Origin of the sequence: Solimicrobium silvestre (assembly GCF_002976435.1) — a bacterium.
GTDB classification, from domain to species: domain Bacteria; phylum Pseudomonadota; class Gammaproteobacteria; order Burkholderiales; family Burkholderiaceae_D; genus Solimicrobium; species Solimicrobium silvestre.
This window is the reverse complement of the sequence record NZ_PUGF01000001.1, coordinates 104,950-124,625: the sequence shown is the minus strand read 5'-3', so window position 1 is coordinate 124,625 and position 19,676 is coordinate 104,950. Positions and strand designations below refer to the sequence as shown.

Genomic DNA, 19,676 nt, shown 5'->3' with positions numbered 1-19,676 from the left:
TTGTTTGCAGCAGCAACTTAACCCAACTTTGCTCAGCTTAGCTTAAATTCTGCTGAACGCTAGTAATCCCCAAATCAACTTCTCCCTCAGCAAGTTTTACAGTGATATTGCTATTGGCTTGAAATTGTTTAGGTTTGCGGATAATTTTGCCTTGCTTATCCAGAATAATCGCGTAACCACGTTCCAAGGTGCGTTGCGGATTTAGTAATTCCAGTTGCAGATTGAGATTGTGCACACCTTGTTGTCGCAATGTCAGTTGTTGATGGGCGCTATGTTGTAATTGTTGCGTCAATTGTTGCAGCTGATTTTTTTTATTGGCGAGGTTGGGCGCTTGTTTAATGAGTTTTTGTTTCAAACGGTCAAATTGAAAAAAAGATTCTCTTTTTGATGTTTCAAACGCATGCCGGACTTGTCGTTGCATACCTGAAAGCTTTAAACGTTCGCTACGAATGTACGCAATTGGGCTAATTAGCCGACGTGAAAAGTTATCCAGTGTTTGGTTATTTTCATCAAGCTGGCGGCGCAATGCACGACGCAACTTGGCTGTTGAATTTTCTAATTGTTGCATTAAATCAGACCGCGCCGACACCGCTATTTCTGCTGCTGCAGTAGGCGTTGGAGCGCGTAAGTCGGCAACAAAATCGGCGATAGTAAAGTCGGTTTCATGTCCTATCCCGGCAATAACAGGAATCGGGCATTGGGCAATCGCGTAGGCGACTTGTTCATCGTTAAATGACCATAAGTCTTCAATACTGCCGCCGCCACGGGCCACAATTAAAACATCACACTCACGTCTGGCAACGGCCAGTTCAATTGCTTGGGTAATTTTTACCGCGGAGCCACTCCCTTGCACTGGCGTTGGGTAAATAATCACACGCACGTGCGGAGCGCGGCGTTGTAGCGTAATTAAAATATCTCTGAGAGCTGCCGCCTGCGGGCTGGTGACGATGCCGATGCAAGTGGGGAAGGACGGTAGTGCTTGCTTACGATCTGCGTCAAATAAACCGGCATTACTGAGTTTCTGTTTTAGTTGCAGAAACGCTTCATATAAATTACCCATGCCGGCGCGTCGAATTCCTTCTACGCTCAGTTGATAATCACCGCGCGGCGCATACAGCGTAACAGTGGCTCGCACCTCCACTTTTTCGCCTTCGCGTGGAATAAAATCGGCTCCCATAGCCCGACTTTTAAACATCACCGATCTGACTTGCGCATGCGCATCTTTGAGCGTGAAGTACCAGTGCCCCGATGTGGCGCGGGTAAAGTTGGATACTTCACCCGAAATCCAGCACAGCGGAATGCTGCGCTCTAATAAGCGCGCTACGGTTTGATTTAATTCACTAACGGTGACTACTTGAGGAGCAAAAATGGAATCAGTCTGCATGGTGCTTAGTTATGAGTGTTTGCTTAATTATTAAGCAGAGAAGGAAAACGTTTTTAAATCAATGGTTTAGATATTAAATAGTATGCTTGCGCACAATCTTACCCACAATTTATGTGCATTGAAGTTCAAATTTATTATCGGGCTTACGCTAGCGTCCCAGCTGCGTTGTGCTCTCCTTGCCGTACTTAAATGCTTATTGAAACGGATTATACCTTTAGTACTTATAAAAATAGTCTGCTGTAATTCTAAGCGCAAGTAATAATCACATTAAAATCAATCACTTAAGTTTATATGAGTGGCTTACGCACAAAGTTATCAACAGATTGTGTGCAAAACTATTCACCGGAAATAGTGTGTGCTTATTTTTTAAGCAGATCGATAAATTCTAATTTAATCAATGGCTTAGTACTGATAGCAATGGTTTGCGCACAAAGTTATCCACATGCGATGTGCAGAACTTTGCTGAAAATAATTTCCATAAAATATTAATTCTATTTAAATCAATGGCTTAGCTGGTAATCAGCATGCTTGCGCACAAACTTACCCACAATTCGTGTGTTTGGAAGTTCAAATTTATTATTTTAACGAAAGGAATTGTGTATTTGATGCAAATAGAAAAGTGACTGCTGCAATACTAAGCGGGGCCAATAATCATATTAAAATCAATCGCTTAAGTTTATGTGCAGGGCTTACGCACAAAGTTATCAACAGATTGTGTGCAAAACTATTTCTTAAAAAAGCCTGACTGCTCAGTTTGTGAGCAGGGGAGAAAATGCACATCAAATCAATCGCTTAAGCTGGATTGTCATGGCTTGCGCACAAAGTTACCCACATATGGTGTGCAGAACTTTAGCAAAAATATTTTTCATCAACTATTGGATAATAAAATGCTCAAGCTCTATAAATAAGCAGAACGCCTATTACCTTATAAATCATGGTGTTGCATTCAATTACTGGCGATTCGCACAGACTTATCCACATAATCTGTGCAGAACTTATATTGATTCAATAATTAAATGGCATTAAATTTTGATGTGCCATCCAACTTAATTGAAATCAGCGTTGCTGAGGTACTTGCTGAGTAACGCGCAACAAGATACATTGCGGACTTGTGTTTTTAAATAATGATAAAGAACGAATTCACCTTCGTTACTAACAGGGAGTTTGCATTGTTTGCGATATTACAATCGGCCGGCTGGCCAATTTATTTTTTATTGATAGCTTCTATTATTGCCTTGGCATTAATTATTGAGCGCTCTTTGTCATTGCGTTCTCAACGCATTTTGCCGCGTACCTTGTTAGACGAAGTAGTGCGCGTCTACCACAACGGTAAAGTGAGCAAAGATGTCGTCGAAAAATTGGAACAAAACTCACCATTGGGTCGTGTTTTGGCCGCTGGCTTGCGTAATGTAGATGCGCCGCGTGAAGTCATGAAAGAAGCCATTGAAGAAGCCGGACGCGCTGCAGCACACGAATTAGAACGCTTCCTAACAACCTTGGGAACGATTGCTTCCTTAGCGACCTTAATGGGTTTGTTTGGGACTGTAGTTGGGATGATTGAGATTTTCGGTGCGCAAAATGCCACAGGTGCTAATCCGGCTCAACTTGCTCATGGGATTTCAGTCGCCTTGTACAATACCGCGTTTGGTATTTTGATCGCGATGCCGACCTTTTTCTTTTATCGTCACTTCATGGCTCTGGTAGACGGTTTTGTTATTGACATGGAACAGCAAGCGGTTAAGTTTGTTGATATCGTCCACAGCAATCGCAAATAATAAATAACGGAACACTAAAAAATGAACTTCCGTAAAGGTAGCAAACGCCGCGCAGAACCAGAAATCAACCTGATCCCATTTATTGATGTGCTCTTGGTGATTTTGATTTTTCTGATGGTAACCACAACCTACAGCCGCTTTACCGAGTTGCAAATTAATTTGCCAACGGCGGATGCGAATGTAGCGCAACAACGTCCCAATGAAATCCAGATTGGCGTCGATAGTCGTGGCAATTACAAAATTAATCAAAAACCGATCTCCAAAATTGATGTGGCTGATTTGGCTGAAAATCTAAAAAAAGCAGCTAGTGAACTTGCAGTAGGCACTGGTCAGACAGAGCCTATTGTTGTCATTAATGCTGACGGTTCTGCCAGCCATCAATCGGTGATCGATATTTTGGAAGCAGCGCGTTTGGCTGGCTTGTCCAAAATTACTTTTGCTGCGCAAAGTCATGAGAAATAATCGGCCTGGTTTCAACCTTCGCTTTAGCCCACTGTAATGACGGAAAACCGGTTTGCCAGTGCAATCATGCATGCATGGATGCAACGCGGCTGGCTGGCCTATTTGGCCTGGCCAGTGGCGCAGCTGTTTGGCTTATTGCTCAAGTTGCGCGTTCTCATGTACCGCTTGGGCTGGTTGCAGCAACAAAAATTAGCGGTGCCGGTAATTGTGGTCGGCAATATTTTTGTTGGCGGCACCGGTAAAACACCATTTACCCAGTGGTTGTTGCAGCAGCTCAAAGATGCCGGTTATACGCCGGGTGTTATTTCTCGCGGTTATGGCAGCAAGAATGATGCACCTTGTGTAGTGCTGCCAGATTCTTTAGCAAGCCAGGTTGGCGATGAACCTATTTTGTTAGCCCAGCACAGTGCTTGCCCAGTGGTTGTTGGGCGCAATCGTGCTGATGCCGGGAGAGCATTGCTAGCGGCCTTTCCAACGGTAAATGTGATTATTGCTGATGATGGTTTGCAGCATTTGGCTTTAGCGCGTGATATCGAGATTATGTTGTTTGACTCACGCGGGGTAGGGAATGGCTGGTTGTTGCCTGCTGGCCCATTGCGTGAGCCGATCACCAGACGACGTGATATCACCGTAGCGAATCTCAATGAAGGTGAACAGATTAGTGCAACGTTGCCATCCGACACAGTCAGAATGCAATTAAAAGGCACCCGTGCCAGACAATTACTGGATGCAAATCAGACGCGTGATTTGAGCTCGCTGGATGGTAATTTGAACATCATCGCTGCGGCTGGCATTGGTAATCCGGAACGATTTTTTACCATGTTGCGCCAGCAAGGCGTGCGATTTTCATCACTGCCATTGCCAGATCACTTCAGCTATACGCCTAATCCGTTCGCAAATTTAACTGCTGACATGATCCTAATTACTGAAAAGGATGCAGTAAAATGTCGGCAATTGAAGGAAATTGCGAATGACCCGCGTATTTGGGTGGTGGCCGTCGAGGCGCAAATAGAGACGAGTGTCGTTGTAAAAATACTTCAAAAATTAATTTAAAGATAAGTGGAGAAAAACGTGGACTCTCGTTTGCTTGATATTTTGGTGTGCCCTTTGTGCAAAGGTCCATTGGTGTACGACAAGGCCGCGCAAGAATTGATTTGTAAAGGCGATCGCTTGGCCTACCCAGTCCGTGACGATATTCCGGTAATGTGGGTTGATCAGGCGCGTGATTTTAATTCGCCGAAAGCGGATATGCCTAACACGCAAAGCGAATAACCATGACTGTTTTAAATACCACTACCTTCAATGGACGTAATAACTTTTATGTCATTATTCCCGCCCGTTTAGCTTCCACGCGCTTACCGAATAAGCCGTTAGCTGACTTGGCTGGCAAGCCGATGATCGTGCGGGTAGCCGAACGTGCCAAGTTGTCTGGCGCTGAATTAGTAGTGGTGGCGTGTGACGACGTGAGCATTGTTGAAGCTTGCCAACAATACGGTATTACCGCTTATTTAACCCGAACTGACCATCAATCGGGTACTGACCGGATTGCCGAAGTCGCTAAAATGCTGGGTTTGCCGGACGACGCCGTTATTGTCAATGTGCAGGGCGATGAGCCGTTAATTGAACCAGCTTTAATTACCGCAACCGCCGCACAGATTAACAATGGCGTGCAAATGTCGACGGCAGCGCATCCAATTACCAGCGCAGAAGAAGCATTTAATCCGAATGTCGTTAAAGTGGTGTTGGACAAATTAGGCCGCGCCTTATATTTTTCACGCGCCACGATTCCTTGGAATCGCGATGCATTTGCAGCAAGCAAAGAAGTTATGCCGCTAGATTATCGGGTGTTTCGGCACATTGGTTTATATGCTTACACCCAAGCTTTTTTGCAAAAATATTCAACATTAGAAGTAGCGCCGTTAGAGCAATGTGAAGTGTTAGAACAACTGCGCGTGCTGTGGAATGGTTATCCGATTGCGGTGTACGTTACCCCAACTATGCCGCTTGGGGGCGTGGATACGCCGGAAGATTTGCTGCGCGTGCAGCAGCATTATCTACAACACGGCATTAATTAAATAATTTATATAAGATATTTTTGGGCAAGTTTTGTGCAATGATGTGATGCTAAAATTAGAAAAATATCATGAGACAACAGAATTTATCTAAATATACCAAGAATATTCACCAAATTTAAAACTCAGTTAGGAAAGAAAATATGCGTCTTATTTTGTTAGGAGCACCTGGAGCAGGGAAGGGCACGCAAGCCACGTTCATCAAAGAAAAATACAATATTCCACAAATTTCCACTGGCGATATGTTGCGTGCTGCGGTTAAAGCGGGTACTGAGATGGGCTTAGCGGCTAAAAAAGTAATGGATGCAGGCGGTTTGGTATCTGATGACATTATTATCGGTTTGGTTAAAGATCGTTTGAAAGAAGCTGATTGCGCCAACGGTTATTTATTTGACGGTTTTCCGCGCACAACACCGCAAGCCGATGCGATGAAAGATGCCGGCGTAGTGATTGATTATGTGTTGGAAATTGATGTGCCGGATAGCGCCATTGTTGAGCGCATGAGTGGCCGTCGGGTGCACTTGGTATCGGGTCGCACTTACCACGTTAAATTCAATCCGCCTAAGGTGGAAGGCCGTGACGATGTTACCGGCGAAGAGTTAATTCAGCGTGACGACGATAAAGAAGCAACCGTCACTAAACGTTTATCTGTTTACCATGAGCAAACAGAAGTATTGCTTGGCTACTATGGCGAATGGGCACAATCCGGTCGCCCTGGCGCCCCTAAATATCGCAAAATTGCCGGTGTTGGCGCAGTAGAAGCAATTCGAGATCAGGCATTTAAAGCATTGGAAGAATAAAAAAAAGCGGACTTCAATGTCCGCTTTTTTTTGTCCATTTTTTGTTGTGGTTGGATCAGTTATTAGTTAGAAATTGCATGTGTTTGCTGGTTGGGAAATCGTCGTTTTTTTATAACAACAGGACTTATGTAAGTCCGAAATAAAAAGGAGATTTACAATGGTAACAAGCTTGTGGTTTGTGATTGGCTGTGGATTGATTGCAGTTTTATATGGTTTGATCTCACGTTCGTGGATTCTTAAACAAGATGCAGGTAATGCGCGTATGCAGGAAATTGCAGCCGCGATACAACAAGGAGCAGCAGCGTATTTAGCACGCCAATATCGCACCATTGCGATCGTTGGCGTTATTTTGTTTGCAATAATTTTTGCCGTGCCTGGTTTGGGTATGCCAACCGCTATTGGTTTTTTAATCGGTGCGGTTCTATCCGGCGCATGCGGTTTCATTGGTATGAATGTGTCGGTGCGTGCCAACGTGCGTACTGCGCAAGCCGCGACCTTGGGCATTAATCCGGCGCTCGATGTAGCATTTAAAGGCGGTGCAATCACCGGTATGCTGGTAGTGGGTTTAGGCTTGCTGGGTGTCAGCTTATTTTATTGGGCGTTAATTGCCTATGCACCGGCAGGCACAATCCATTCACAACACGACTTGCTCAAGCCGATGATCGGTCTTGCATTTGGTGCTTCGCTGATTTCAATTTTCGCCCGTTTAGGCGGCGGAATTTTTACCAAAGGTGCTGATGTCGGCGCGGATCTGGTAGGGAAAGTGGAAGCCGGAATCCCGGAAGATGATCCACGTAACCCTGCTGTTATTGCCGACAACGTAGGTGACAACGTAGGCGACTGCGCAGGGATGGCCGCCGACTTGTTTGAAACCTATGTAGTGACCTTAATCGCCACCATGTTGCTGGGCGCTTTACTAATGCCCGACATGAGCGCACAAGCGGCACTGTATCCCATGCTGTTAGGCGCAGTGTCGATTCTGGCTTCGATAGTTGGCTGCTCGATGGTAAAGGCCAAGCCCGGTAAAAAAATTATGTCGGCTTTATATACCGGCTTATGGTGGGCGGCCGGTTTATCTTTAATCGGTTTTACCATCGTCACTAAACTTGTTCTGCCCGAAGCACAGTTTATGCCGATGCTGGGCTCAACCGTGGTCGGTATCGTACTGACCGGTTTGATGGTCTACATCACCGAGTACTACACAGGCACCGATTTTTATCCGGTGCGCCACATTGCGCAGGCTTCCACTACCGGACACGGCACTAACATCATCGCGGGTCTCGGCGTGTCCATGAAGTCAACTGCCTATCCGGTATTGGCCGTGTGCGTGGCGATTTTGGTGGCTTACCATTTGGCCGGTTTATACGGCATTGCGATTGCGGCGACGTCGATGTTATCAATGGCAGGGATTATTGTCGCCTTAGATGCGTATGGCCCGATTACCGACAACGCTGGCGGGATTGCGGAAATGTCAGAAATGCCGGAATCAGTGCGTGCAGTGACTGACCCGTTAGATGCCGTTGGTAACACCACCAAAGCCGTTACCAAAGGTTATGCAATCGGTTCTGCCGGTTTGGCTGCCTTAGTGTTATTTGCTGATTACACCCATGCCTTAGAGTCAGTCGGTAAAAGCGTGACCTTTGACTTATCGAATCCGAATGTGATCGTCGGCCTATTTATCGGCGGCCTGATTCCGTATTTATTCGGTGCTTTAGCGATGGAAGCCGTTGGACGTGCCGCAGGCGCGGTGGTGGTGGAAGTGCGGCGTCAGTTTAAAGAAATCAAAGGCATTATGGACGGCACCGGCAAGCCGGAGTACGACAAAGCGGTAGATATGTTGACCAGCTCGGCCATTAAAGAAATGATTATTCCTTCTTTATTGCCAGTTGTTGTGCCGGTGTTGGTCGGTCTGTTACTCGGCCCTGCTGCTTTAGGCGGTTTGTTGATGGGTACAATCGTGACCGGCTTGTTCGTCGCAATTTCCATGACCACCGGCGGCGGTGCTTGGGACAATGCCAAGAAATATATCGAAGATGGTAATCACGGTGGCAAAGGTTCTGAAGCGCACAAAGCGGCAGTGACTGGCGACACAGTGGGCGATCCGTATAAAGATACTGCGGGCCCGGCGATTAATCCCTTGATTAAAATTATCAATATTGTGGCCTTGTTGTTAGTGCCGCTGTTACCTATGCCAGCGCAGGAGCCAGTACCGGTGCAGTTTGTACCTGCGGCAGTCAATAGTAGCGAAATGAAGGTGTTGCCTGCTGGGGTAGTGGATGCAGCGTCAGCAACTCCGGTATCCACCGATACGAGTAAGCCTGCTCCGGTAAATTAAAGGACGGAGTAAGCTAAAGCTGTAAAGCAAAAAACCGGCTTTCGAGCTGGTTTTTTGCTTATTTGGGGCTGATTTATATATGCCAAAGTCAAGTAGGGTGGGCACGTTTTTGTGCCCACGCGTCACCTTAAATCAATCATCGTCCGAAAGAAAATCCATTGTTTATCAATCGTTACTACGCAAACATTTAATTGGCCTTATTAGCATAAGTCCGGTAATTCGTCGTAGGTGGCATTTTACTTAAAAACTCACGCAAAATACGCTGCTCAATGCGCGCCGATTTTCCTAATGGAGCTGGCAATTGCAGGTGCAGCGCAACGTGATTAATATCGTCTAGCGACAACCACACCTGAGCATGTTGCAACGGCGCTTCTAAAGCGTAAATGTGAGTCATTTTGTGCGTGTTATGCGCCAATTTATCGGCGTATTCGCTAATGATTTTATTGCCCACATCCAGCAAAATTTGTTCGGCGAGTTCCCAGTTGTCATCGCGTTCCAGTTTGATATGCACGGACTGCGTCACAAAGTTGCCGAGTCGTGTTTCGTTGTACATGGGCTGGCTAAAGAACATGGAGTTGGGAATGGTGATCGCACGGCCGACCGTGTTTTTATCGGAACATGAGCGGCTTGACTCCACCAAGCTGGTGGAGAATAAATTCATGTCAATAATTTGCCCTTTAATGCCATTAATTTCGACCCAGTCGCCTATCCGGCACACGTCGGTGCTGGTGCGGTAAACCGAACCCAGAATACACAACAGCATTTCACGGGTGGCTAATACAAAAGCGGCGGCAACGGCAACCAACGAAACGGCAAAGCTTTCAATCTCATTGCCCCAAATCATAATAATGCCCAGCATCAAGATGCCGAGCAACACATTACGCGTGGTACCCAACCAGCGCCGTTTAATTTCCGGTTGCAGCGAATCGCGTTGCAAAATAGCTCTGCGCAGCATGGCGCGCACAATAGCAAGAGCCGTGATAAGTACCAAGGTCATGAGGATGTCGCGCAAAAAACTGCGATCAATTTCATGAAAAAAACGAACGATTTCAGACATGTGTATTTCTCATATAAACGGCGAAGAGTGGCTATTATAGTAAAAAATGCACTAATTTTTTATATTGACGCTCTGAAAACTTGTTAGTGGATGTTACTTCTTGAATTAATACCTACATGCTAGTGAAACAGTGCCTTTTCGTTCCTGGCGTTAGCATGTAGAATGGCGGTCTTCCTAAGTCAGTAGACTTCGGCGTGTGACCATAGATCAACGGATAGATCAAGTTCCTCCTAAGAATTAGATGTAGGTTCGATTCCTACTGGTCACACCAATACCTGTTTCGCCTTGTTTTATACCAACTCAAAACCCGCTCTGCTCATCGCTATGCGGGTTTTTTGTTTCATGCATGCATCATGGAAGCACAAAAAAATACCGTCATTTTTGACGGTATTTTTCATGAGTTGCAGTGCATTTTTCACGAATGACGAAATGGCTACACGTAGGCGACTCAAGAGACCCCGCTGGTAACTAACTACAACACCCACTTTGCTGCTGAACCGGTGGACATTTCACTGTGCCATAAGAACAGAAAACGCAGCAATTACCTTTTTTCGGACGCAGTATGGTTTTGCAGTAGGTGCATTCATAGAAAAACTGACAGGCATCGACTGGCATTGTCTCTAACTTAGTTAGATTACATTGTGAGCATGTGATTTTTGATTCAAGAATAATATTCATTGTATGCATTCATTGCTCGATTAATCCGATTTTTTGTCATCTATGTGTATTACGGTTGAAGCGCTAACGAAATCGTGATCAGGTTTTCCTTCTTTTGTAAGGGTTCCATTTTCGTATTCCATTGCCGAAGTTAATGAGAGTGTTGAACCGACTGGCACGACTATTGTTTTCATATTGTCGAATTCTGCACTTGGAAGTATTTCTAAATCTTCAGTCAATAGATCAATTTCTGCAATTTTTTCGCCTGTTATTTCATCCAAAGTGCTGCCTTCCTTTAATTTATCTGGCAATTTGCGAACTATTAAATCAAACGTTCCTTTTTCTTTTTCGAAATCTAACTTCGCTGAAGTCGGATTTTTGGATTTAATGTGGACTACAAGCAAACGGAGTTTTTCTTGGTATGGCAACACCTCAGTGGTTATAGTCAGATTGACCATCCAGTCATTAGCGCCCTTTATATAGTATTGGTAATACGCCCATATACCTGTTGCGACGATTGCAATGCAGGATAATATTTTCAGCACTATGTCTGCAATTTGTTGAGTTCGTTCAATCCTAGTGAGCTTTGGTGTGTCTGAAGTTCCAGCTGCATTGATGTTCCTTTTATTTTTACTTGTCAACATTGGTTTTTTTCTCTTTTTTCCAACGATCAGTTTTCACCTAACCGTTTGGATTCATTAAAGATCACTGAAGTGCTGATTTTAGTAGCTCAAGAACAATATCAGAAAATATACTATAGCAACATATGACATTAAATTTGGTGGTTGAAAATGAATTGAGAAAACGATTTGGTACACCACAGTATAGTTTGCCACACACAATACAATGAGAGCACCGATTGCCGTTGTGTAATATAGGAAATGCCTTATTGCAACAACATAATGGCTTACTTGCACGACTACAAAGTATTCAGCCTTGCTAGACAATCCGGAAAAAGCACATTTGGCCGCGTCCTAATGAGAAACCAGGTTAAATCTCCGTTGTATTACAGCTAAGCATCATCTAAGCTGAATAGGTGATTAATTCAGCCACATAAAATTGATTCGATAGCTGTGCGTCGGCACTTGGCTCAGAGTGCATAACTCTATAAACACCAGCTTCAAGAAATTGATTTTTTGATGGTAATAAACCACCTATAACTACACATCCCCAAAAACTTCACACCAAATGTTGCGTGAAAGAACGATGTTGCTGAAAATCATTTTCCTTTCCCTCGTTTATTTTATGGCCGGATGGCTTGGCCTTCAAATTCCCTATGCCGGTACGCATATCACGCTCGTCTGGCTCCCAACAGGTATCGCCGTCGCCTCTTTACTTCTTTGGGGGCGCTCCGTTTGGCCGGGCATTTTTTTGGGCGCGGTTTTAGTTAATTTTTCGATCGGCTCCACTTGGTTACTAGCCTCTGGCATAGCGGTAGGTAATACGCTGGCTCCGTTATTAACAGTTGCATTGCTCAGGCGCAGTGAATTTCATGCGGTTTTTGATCGTAAGAAGGATGTCGGTACATTTATTTTGGCAGCTTGCTTAGGGATGCTGGTGTCAGCATCAAGCGGAGTTTTGCAACTTAATTTGGGCGGACTACTTCCTGTCCACGCAATGGGTTCTGCCTGGCTTTCATGGTGGATGGGGGATGTTATCGGTGTTTTGTTAGCTGCCCCGGTTCTTCTAACGTTAAATCAACACAACATTAATCGTCTGGCTCAAGAGCGAAAAGAATTGCTGCTTTGGTTTTTCATCGCACTCCCAATAGGTTGGCTAACCTTCATTCATAATTTTCAGGGAATTGGTCAAACATTGCCATTGGCATTTTTAACCTTGCCATTATTCGCTTGGGCTGCCCTGCGTTTTGGAGTGACGGGATCTGGATTGGCTGTATTGGGGTTTTCAATTCTCGCAGCTTGGGGAACCGCAACGCAACATGGTAATTTCTTTTTGCCGGATGCTCACGTAAGCCTGTTCTTACTCTGGTCTTATATGACAAGCGCCGCATTGACTGGCTTGCTGATTACGGCATTGCAGGCGGAACGAATCGTTGTAGAAGATACTTTACTCAAAAATGAAAAGCAATTGAATGAACTCACGCAGTCACGTCAGGCTATCTTGGATGGAACTAATTTTTCTGTTATTTCCACCGATCCGTTTGGCGTTATTCAGATTTTCAATCAAAGTGCAGAACGCATGTTAGGGTATTTGTCTGAAGAAATGGTCGGAAAAAAGAGCCCTACCATTTTTCATGATCATGATGAGATGCTTAAACGTGCTAGTGAATTAACTATAGAGTTAGGCATTTATGTTGAGCCAAACTTTGATGCTTTCGTTGCTAAAGCACGCATTCTTCGTGTGCCAGATGAACACGAATGGACTTATATCCGCAAGGACGGTTTTCGTTTTCCGGTCTTACTTTCAGTTACGGCGTTGGTAAATAAGTTGGATGAGGTCATTGGCTACCTTGGCGTTGGCATTGACCGAAGTGAGTATCATCAACAACGAAATCGCATTCGAGATAGTGATGAGCTTTTTCGCGTTTTGTATGAGTCGTCGAGCGAAGCGCATATGCTGACAACCAGAGACAAAGGGTTTATTGGCGCGAATTCAGCGGCGATAAAACTTTTCGGTTGTCATGATCTGGAACAGTTTCTTAAGTTATCACCGGCCACAACTTCGCCGGAATTTCAACATGACGGAAGACGGTCGGACGAAAAGGCGCAGGAAATGATGAGCCTTTCTTTGGACGGCGGCTCTCATACATTTGAATGGCTACATCAACGCGTAGATGGAACTATTTTCTTTGCAGAAGTACTTTTAACGCGGATCAACATTGGAGGCGAGAACATACTCCATGCAACAGTTCGTGATATTACTTTACGAAAAGCTGCAGACGAAGAGATCAGTAAACTCGCTTTTTACGATGCGTTAACTGGCCTGCCAAATCGGCGACTTCTCATGGACAGACTTAAACAGGCAATGGCGAATAGCAAACGTAGTGGACGCGAAGGTGCGTTGATGTTTATTGATCTTGATCATTTTAAAAATCTTAACGATACCTTAGGTCATGACATTGGAGATGTATTGTTGCAGCAGGTAGCCAAGCGCCTTTCTTTGTGCGTACGTGAAATAGATACCGTCGCAAGATTAGGCGGAGATGAATTCGTGGTGATGTTAAATAACTTAAGCGAAAATTTCAACAAGGCTGCGGAACAGGTAGAAAAAATTGGTGGCAAAATACTTTCTACACTAAATCAGCCTTATCTTTTAAATGGTCACTCACATAGAAATACTTCGAGCATTGGGGTGACATTATTTTCCAATTGCAAAGGCATTATTTCGGAATTATTGAAGCAAGCTGATCTTGCCATGTATCAGGCTAAAGCCTCAGGGCGCAATAATTTTCAGTTTTTTGATTCAAAAATACAAGATGTAGTCAATGCGCATGTCGCGTTAGAAATCGAGCTTCGTCACGGATTGTCTAGCGATGAATTCGTGCTGCATTTTCAACCCCAGGTTGATAGAGAAAATCGAGTGATCGGCGTCGAAGTGCTTATCCGATGGCAGCATGCGACACGTGGATTAATTTTACCTGCTGAATTTATTCCATTAGCTGAAAATATCGGCTTGATTATCCCTTTGGGTCTATGGGCATTGGAAACCGCATGTGCGCAGTTGGCAGTGTGGGAAAAACAGCCTGAAAGATCGCACCTGACCATTGCCGTGAACGTGAGCACAATTCAATTTTGCGCAGTGAACTTTGTTGAGCAAGTCATTGCGGTAATTGACCGTACCGGTGCAGATCCACACAAACTTAAATTGGAAATCACTGAAAGCATATTGTTGGACAACGTTGAGAATATTATTAAAAAAATGCTGACGCTCCAATCCTATGGAATTAGTTTTGCGCTGGATGATTTTGGAACGGGTTACTCGTCACTTTCTTACCTAAAGCGATTGCCAGTGAGTCAATTGAAAATTGACCGCTCATTTGTACGTGATGTACTTACTGACCCCAATGATGCTATTTTTGCTCGCACTATTATTACCTTAGGGCAATGCCTGGGACTGGTTGTGATGGCGGAAGGGGTAGAAACCGAAGAGCAGCGACAGTTTCTTTTTGAACATGATTGCAATGCTTTCCAAGGCTATTTTTTCAGCCGTCCCTTACCGCTAATTGATTTTGAGCAATTCCTGGATCAAAATAACTAGATATCAAGGCCGTATTCGATTGTTACCGGCCACACCATTCTTGCTATTTGCATAGCACTCTGTCATTTTTATTCCACTAAAATCCAATCCCAGAGCCGAGTTATCGGTACAATGCTGCCTTTATACTTGGATGGGGCGCGCCGTTTTGGCCGTCAATGAATGTTATGGCAGTTATTTCACTCTCAAATGCGCAACTCGCTTTTGGTCACGTTGCACTCTTGGATCACACCGAATTTTCGATTGAAACCGGCGAACGCGTTGGTTTAATCGGCCGCAACGGCACCGGTAAATCATCCTTACTCAAAGTCATCGCTGGCACGTCAAAATTAGATGACGGTTTATTAGTCATGCAGCAAAACCTGCGGATTGCCTATGTAGAGCAAGAACCGCTGTTTGACCCGACTAAAACCGTGTTTGACTCGGTTGCCGAAGGTTTGGGCGAACTGCCAGCATTACTCAAAGAATACGAAACCATCAGCGGCCAGTTTGGCGGCGATAATGATGACGCGTTAATGGAACGCATGCACGACATTCAATTGCAATTGGATGCGGCGGATGCGTGGGGCTTAAGCAGTAAAGTGGAAGCCACGTTAGACCGTTTGAATCTGCAAAAAGACGCGCTGATCGGCAGCCTTTCCGGCGGGATGAAAAAGCGCGTTGCCTTGGCAGTGGCCTTGGTCAGTGCGCCTGACGTATTGCTGCTTGATGAGCCAACCAATCATTTGGATTATTCATCGATTTTATGGTTAGAAGGTTTGCTGCGCGACTTTAAAGGCAGCGTGCTGCTTATTACCCATGACCGTTCTTTCCTCGATAACGTCTGCACCCGCATTATCGAATTAGATCGCGGCCGGATTTTATCCTTCCCGGGTAACTTCACCACGTACCAAACTCGCAAAGCTGAATTGCTGGAAAACGAAGTCGTTGAAAACGCCAAGTTTGATAAATTTTTAGCGCAGGAAGAAATCTGGATCAGAAAAGGCGTGCAAGCACGTCGCACCCGCGATGAAGGCCGCGTGCGCCGTCTGGAAGATTTGCGCAAACAGCGCACCGTCCGCCGTGACCAGCAAGGTCAGGTTAATTTGAATGTTTCTGCTGGTGAGCGTTCAGGGAAAATCGTCGCTGAATTAGAAAATGTCTGCAAAAACTACGGCAGCAAGTGCATTATCAATAATTTTTCCGGCACGATTTTACGTGGCGATAAGGTTGGCTTGATCGGTGCTAACGGCGCTGGTAAAACCACGTTGCTGAAAATGATCCTGGGTGAAGAAACACCGGATTCCGGCACCATCAAACAAGGTAGTAAATTGCAAGTCGCGTATTTTGATCAAATGCGTGCGCAGCTTAATGAAGAAGCCAGCTTGGCAGAAACCATTGCGCCGGGTTCTGACTGGGTAGAAATCAACGGTCAGAAAAAACATGTCATGACTTATTTGAATGACTTTTTATTCGCAGCCGAACGTGCCAGATCACCGGTTAAATCCTTGTCCGGTGGTGAACGTAACCGCTTGTTGTTAGCGCGTTTGTTCGCTAAGCCAGCCAACGCTTTAGTGCTGGATGAACCGACCAATGATCTGGATATTGATACGCTGGAATTGCTGGAAGAATTATTAGAGAACTACACCGGCACCGTGTTTTTGGTTAGCCATGACCGCGCCTTTTTGGACAACGTGGTTACTCAAGTTATCGTCTCTGAAGGTGAAGGCCAGTGGAACGAATATATCGGCGGCTTCAGTGACTGGGAACGTTATGCCAATAGCGTGAAAGAAAACGCTAAAACTGCTTCTAAGTCGGCAGCTAAAGTAGTCACTAAAGCCGAGCCAGCTTCCAAAGCAAAAAAGCTAAGCTATAAAGAACAGCGTGAATTGGAAGACTTGCCCAAGCAAATCGCCAAACTGGAAGCGGAGCAGCAAGTTATTACGGTGCGTCTGCAAGACACCAATTTGTACAAAACCCAGCCGGATGAAGTGAATAAGCTCAACCAGCGTTACGCAGAAATTGATGAGTTATTGCTGGTGAGTTTGGAGCAGTGGGAAGCGATTGAGGCGCGTAGTAAGGAATAATTCGCCTCAGCGAAGATTGTTGGGCTAGTGTAGCGCAAGCTCAACAATCTAGTCGGTACATCCAACGAAATACAGTCATTGATTTCAATTATGAATAACGGTAAAACGAACAAGTCTACTCTTGAAAAATCAATGATGCAAAACCAGACGGCTAACCGCATACACGGGCTTGATACGCTGCGCGCAGCAGCGATTTTACTGGTGTTGATGTACCACTACATGGTGGTCGTCAGCGCCAGTAATCCCTTTGGATTTTTCGGTGAAATCGGCTGGACCGGGGTTGATTTATTCTTTGTGTTAAGCGGTTACCTGATCGGGAATCAGATATTGTCGGCATATGCGCAAAACAGGAAATTCCCCCTCACTACGTTTTACATCAAGCGCCTGTTGCGCACCTTACCTAATTACTACTTCATCTTAGCTATGTACTTTTTGTTTCCCTTGGCGCTGGGCGGAACAACAGCTGCATCGCTATGGCAATTTCTCACATTTACGCAAAACTTGGGTATGCGCCCGGGCGAAACTTTCACTCATTCCTGGTCGCTTTGTATTGAAGAGCAGTTTTACCTGATCTTGCCGATAGTCGTCATTTTTCTCTTTTCAGTCATCACCTCAATTAAACGCTCAATTTGGCTAGCCTGGCTGGTGATAGTCGCTGCCATTGTGGCAGGCATGGTCGTGCGCGGAATGGCGTGGTTTGATTACGGGCACAGTGCAATTACCGGCTTTGATTATTATCAGCATATTTACTATTCGAGCTTCGCCCGGTTTGACGAGCTATTGCCCGGCGTGGCAATAGCCCTGCTTAAAAATTATCATACCGAGACTTATACAAAAATTCTGCGCAAAGGAAACGCATTGCTCGTGGCGGGATTGATGGCGGTGGCAACCATGTTTTATTTGCTGTCACAGTTTCTCTATACAGAAAATGCCGGGTTTAGCTTTTATCTGACCACATTCGGCTATCCGTTATTGGCGACCAGCTTTGCGATATTAACGTTGGCGGCGCTCAGTCCGGCTTCTTTGCTGAATCGAATCCAGATACCGGGTGCTGCCAGCATCGCGTTATGGTCATATGCAATTTATTTGGCGCATAAGCCTATCTTTAAAGTGTTGAAGGCACCGTTGGTCAAGTTGAATATTGATACGGCATCGTTTTGGGGCATCGCGATTATCATGACAGTGAGCATCTTAGGCGGCTGGTTGTTGTATCGACTGATTGAAACCCCTTTTATGAAATTACGTGCTCGACTGTATTCAACTGACAGTGCGAATAAATTAGGAGCTGGGCTAAATTTAAGCGCTCACTAAATTATGATATTGTCTTGAAATTCAAGAAAAACACTATCGATAATTCTTTAAGGGCGCATCCATGTCATCCGATTTCGTCGCATACGTGCATGAGTTATTAGCCCCGCTCGGTAACGTGCGCAGCAAGCGCATGTTCGGTGGTGTGGGCATTTATATTAATGATTTATTTTGCGCGCTCATCGCCGACGACTATCTGTATTTTAAAGGTGACGATGAAAACGAAGCCGAATTCATCGCCGTCGACTGTCCGCCGTTTACCTATGAAAAAGAAGGCCAGTTGTTTTCAATGCGCTACTACCGTGCACCTGACGAAGCGCTGGATAATCCCCATGAGATGAGCCGCTGGGCCAGACTTGGATTAGCCGCTGCGTTACGTAAGGCGGCAAATCCTAAAGCCAAAGCAAAAAAAGCGCAGCCTAAGGTGAGTAAAAAATTGAGCCCTACACAGTTGAGTTAAAAAATGCAGGTTTCGCTTTAATTAAATTCACTCAATGTTTGCTCAGTCGCGCAACCTAATCCTCCCATTTTTTATTTACTACTTTCATGAAAACACCTGTCTCATCCGTCATCAATATTGAGCAAAAACAAAGCGCAACCCCATTATCAGCAGAGCAGCAGTTGTTCAATAATTTAATCAAAAAAATCGATATGCAACGCCAGCAATTGAGTGACTGGCAAGCGACTGTGTCGTCGTATGAACAAAAATATGCCAGTGAGTATGTGCCGTTGTATTCGGCTTACAATCAGCATCGTACCGATCTGGTGCTGTTATTGGATGCGGCGTATTTTGACGCTATTTTTAATCAGACGGATCAGGAAAAATTATCCGGCTTTATCAGTTCCATCGCTGTGGAGTTAATGAATAAGGACAACGGAGCGCCGCAACTGAAGGCGATTTTTAATCGTCATCACCATACCGATATCGCTGTGGTTAACGAGTCGGAAGAATTGGAAGAACTGGATAGCACGCAGGACTACGTTGAGGATGTACCGGATTACAGTGCGGCCAAAAAAATGGCGCGGCAGCGCGCCCAGCAAGCCCGGCTGGAAAAACAAGAGCAAAAGGGCAGCCAGTCGGTGCGCGCCGTGTACCGCAAACTTGCCAGTAGTTTGCATCCCGATAAAGAACAAGACCCGCTGGAGCGTGTACGTAAAACCGGTTTGATGCAGCGTGTGAATATGGCGTATGCCAATGGCGATTTACTGCAGTTACTGGAGTTGCAGTTGGAGTTGGAGCAGATGGATCAGGCTAGATTGAATACGCTTAATGAATTGAATCTGAATCATTACAACCAGGTATTGGCCGGACAATCGGATGATCTGGCGATGGAAATCAGGCAATCTCAATCCGGCTTTAAAGCGCGTTTTCAGTTAGGGGATAAAGCTAATCTGGCGCCTGCTTTTTTGCTAGCAGAATTAACGCGTGAGATCGCGCAAATGAAGAAGCACACTAGCGGCTTTGCGCGTGATCTGCGCGAATTGAAAGACGTTAAAAACATCAAGGCCTGGTTGAAGACGTATCGGGCCTGATATTGAATCTTA

The 19,676-nt window shown here is 45.1% G+C and carries 16 protein-coding genes and 1 tRNA gene; 13 read left to right on the top strand and 4 right to left on the bottom strand.

Annotated features, from left to right (window positions below):
- Nucleotides 1-37: 37 nt before the first annotated feature.
- On the bottom strand, nt 38-1,384 hold the full coding sequence (gene xseA, locus S2091_RS00530) for an exodeoxyribonuclease VII large subunit (protein ID WP_105529825.1): 1,347 nt from the start codon (nt 1,382-1,384) through the stop codon (nt 38-40).
- A 1,124-nt stretch (nt 1,385-2,508) separates the two neighbouring features.
- Here xseA and S2091_RS00525 point away from each other — a divergent pair.
- The 7 genes from S2091_RS00525 to S2091_RS00495 all read left to right on the top strand — a co-directional run bounded on the left by S2091_RS00525 (nt 2,509) and on the right by S2091_RS00495 (nt 8,828).
- Nucleotides 2,509-3,159 carry a MotA/TolQ/ExbB proton channel family protein gene (locus tag S2091_RS00525; protein ID WP_423828220.1) on the top strand — a complete coding sequence of 217 codons (651 nt, stop codon included), beginning with the start codon at nt 2,509-2,511 and terminating at the stop codon, nt 3,157-3,159.
- A gap of 21 nt (nt 3,160-3,180) precedes the next feature.
- A complete protein-coding gene (locus S2091_RS00520; RefSeq protein ID WP_105529823.1) occupies nt 3,181-3,621 on the top strand; it encodes an ExbD/TolR family protein in 441 nt (146 codons plus the stop codon).
- A 36-nt stretch (nt 3,622-3,657) separates the two neighbouring features.
- Nucleotides 3,658-4,674 carry a tetraacyldisaccharide 4'-kinase gene (lpxK, locus tag S2091_RS00515; protein ID WP_105529822.1) on the top strand — a complete coding sequence of 339 codons (1,017 nt, stop codon included), beginning with the start codon at nt 3,658-3,660 and terminating at the stop codon, nt 4,672-4,674.
- Nucleotides 4,675-4,692: 18 nt separating this feature from the next.
- Complete coding sequence (locus S2091_RS00510) at nt 4,693-4,893, top strand: Trm112 family protein (RefSeq protein WP_105529821.1); 201 nt, start codon at nt 4,693-4,695, stop codon at nt 4,891-4,893.
- Nucleotides 4,894-4,895: 2 nt separating this feature from the next.
- Nucleotides 4,896-5,696, top strand: a complete 801-nt coding sequence (gene kdsB / locus S2091_RS00505; RefSeq protein ID WP_105529820.1) for a 3-deoxy-manno-octulosonate cytidylyltransferase — start codon at nt 4,896-4,898, stop codon at nt 5,694-5,696.
- A 140-nt stretch (nt 5,697-5,836) separates the two neighbouring features.
- The gene (gene adk, locus S2091_RS00500; protein WP_105529819.1) at nt 5,837-6,493 is read left to right on the top strand and encodes an adenylate kinase; all 657 of its coding nucleotides are present in this window, start codon (nt 5,837-5,839) and stop codon (nt 6,491-6,493) included.
- Nucleotides 6,494-6,650: 157 nt separating this feature from the next.
- Nucleotides 6,651-8,828: a sodium-translocating pyrophosphatase gene (locus S2091_RS00495; protein WP_105529818.1), complete on the top strand. Its 2,178-nt coding sequence runs from the start codon at nt 6,651-6,653 to the stop codon at nt 8,826-8,828.
- A gap of 187 nt (nt 8,829-9,015) precedes the next feature.
- Here the strand turns inward: S2091_RS00495 and S2091_RS00490 are convergent, their stop codons facing one another.
- Nucleotides 9,016-9,885: a mechanosensitive ion channel domain-containing protein gene (locus tag S2091_RS00490; protein ID WP_105529817.1), complete on the bottom strand. Its 870-nt coding sequence runs from the start codon at nt 9,883-9,885 to the stop codon at nt 9,016-9,018.
- Nucleotides 9,886-10,081: 196 nt separating this feature from the next.
- On the opposite strand from S2091_RS00490, the gene S2091_RS00485 reads away from it, so the two are divergent.
- A tRNA-Arg gene (locus S2091_RS00485) sits at nt 10,082-10,156 on the top strand.
- Nucleotides 10,157-10,353: 197 nt separating this feature from the next.
- Here S2091_RS00485 and S2091_RS24355 read toward each other — a convergent pair.
- Together S2091_RS24355 and S2091_RS00475 are read right to left on the bottom strand one after the other, a co-directional pair.
- On the bottom strand, nt 10,354-10,563 hold the full coding sequence (locus tag S2091_RS24355; protein WP_105529816.1) for a GDCCVxC domain-containing (seleno)protein: 210 nt from the start codon (nt 10,561-10,563) through the stop codon (nt 10,354-10,356).
- Between the two features lie 20 nt (nt 10,564-10,583).
- Entirely contained in the window at nt 10,584-11,186 is a 603-nt protein-coding gene (locus tag S2091_RS00475) for a hypothetical protein (protein ID WP_105529815.1), read from the bottom strand.
- Between the two features lie 544 nt (nt 11,187-11,730).
- Here S2091_RS00475 and S2091_RS00470 point away from each other — a divergent pair.
- The 5 genes from S2091_RS00470 to S2091_RS00450 all read left to right on the top strand — a co-directional run bounded on the left by S2091_RS00470 (nt 11,731) and on the right by S2091_RS00450 (nt 19,664).
- Nucleotides 11,731-14,760 (top strand): EAL domain-containing protein, encoded by a 3,030-nt coding sequence (locus S2091_RS00470; RefSeq protein WP_105529814.1) that lies wholly within the window; start codon nt 11,731-11,733, stop codon nt 14,758-14,760.
- Nucleotides 14,761-14,924: 164 nt separating this feature from the next.
- On the top strand, nt 14,925-16,823 hold the full coding sequence (locus S2091_RS00465; RefSeq protein ID WP_105530167.1) for an ATP-binding cassette domain-containing protein: 1,899 nt from the start codon (nt 14,925-14,927) through the stop codon (nt 16,821-16,823).
- 132 nt (nt 16,824-16,955) lie between these two features.
- Complete coding sequence (locus S2091_RS00460; RefSeq protein WP_243405253.1) at nt 16,956-18,134, top strand: acyltransferase family protein; 1,179 nt, start codon at nt 16,956-16,958, stop codon at nt 18,132-18,134.
- A 61-nt stretch (nt 18,135-18,195) separates the two neighbouring features.
- Nucleotides 18,196-18,591: a TfoX/Sxy family protein gene (locus tag S2091_RS00455; protein WP_105529813.1), complete on the top strand. Its 396-nt coding sequence runs from the start codon at nt 18,196-18,198 to the stop codon at nt 18,589-18,591.
- A gap of 86 nt (nt 18,592-18,677) precedes the next feature.
- The gene (locus S2091_RS00450) at nt 18,678-19,664 is read left to right on the top strand and encodes a hypothetical protein (protein WP_105529812.1); all 987 of its coding nucleotides are present in this window, start codon (nt 18,678-18,680) and stop codon (nt 19,662-19,664) included.
- Nucleotides 19,665-19,676: the final 12 nt, after the last annotated feature.

Bases quoted from the DNA above. Each gene is read 5' to 3' on its own strand.
- S2091_RS00490 (WP_105529817.1), bottom strand. From the start codon at position 9,885: ATGTCTGAAATCGTTCGTTTTTTTCATGAAATTGATCGCAGTTTTTTG.
- S2091_RS00520 (WP_105529823.1), top strand. From the start codon at position 3,181: ATGAACTTCCGTAAAGGTAGCAAACGCCGCGCAGAACCAGAAATCAAC.
- xseA (WP_105529825.1), bottom strand. From the start codon at position 1,384: ATGCAGACTGATTCCATTTTTGCTCCTCAAGTAGTCACCGTTAGTGAA.
- S2091_RS00525 (WP_423828220.1), top strand. From the start codon at position 2,509: ATGATAAAGAACGAATTCACCTTCGTTACTAACAGGGAGTTTGCATTG.
- S2091_RS00455 (WP_105529813.1), top strand. From the start codon at position 18,196: ATGTCATCCGATTTCGTCGCATACGTGCATGAGTTATTAGCCCCGCTC.
- adk (WP_105529819.1), top strand. From the start codon at position 5,837: ATGCGTCTTATTTTGTTAGGAGCACCTGGAGCAGGGAAGGGCACGCAA.
- lpxK (WP_105529822.1), top strand. From the start codon at position 3,658: ATGACGGAAAACCGGTTTGCCAGTGCAATCATGCATGCATGGATGCAA.
- S2091_RS00465 (WP_105530167.1), top strand. From the start codon at position 14,925: ATGGCAGTTATTTCACTCTCAAATGCGCAACTCGCTTTTGGTCACGTT.
- S2091_RS00450 (WP_105529812.1), top strand. From the start codon at position 18,678: ATGAAAACACCTGTCTCATCCGTCATCAATATTGAGCAAAAACAAAGC.
- S2091_RS00475 (WP_105529815.1), bottom strand. From the start codon at position 11,186: ATGTTGACAAGTAAAAATAAAAGGAACATCAATGCAGCTGGAACTTCA.
- S2091_RS00495 (WP_105529818.1), top strand. From the start codon at position 6,651: ATGGTAACAAGCTTGTGGTTTGTGATTGGCTGTGGATTGATTGCAGTT.
- S2091_RS24355 (WP_105529816.1), bottom strand. From the start codon at position 10,563: ATGAATATTATTCTTGAATCAAAAATCACATGCTCACAATGTAATCTA.
- S2091_RS00470 (WP_105529814.1), top strand. From the start codon at position 11,731: ATGTTGCGTGAAAGAACGATGTTGCTGAAAATCATTTTCCTTTCCCTC.
- S2091_RS00460 (WP_243405253.1), top strand. From the start codon at position 16,956: ATGATGCAAAACCAGACGGCTAACCGCATACACGGGCTTGATACGCTG.
- kdsB (WP_105529820.1), top strand. From the start codon at position 4,896: ATGACTGTTTTAAATACCACTACCTTCAATGGACGTAATAACTTTTAT.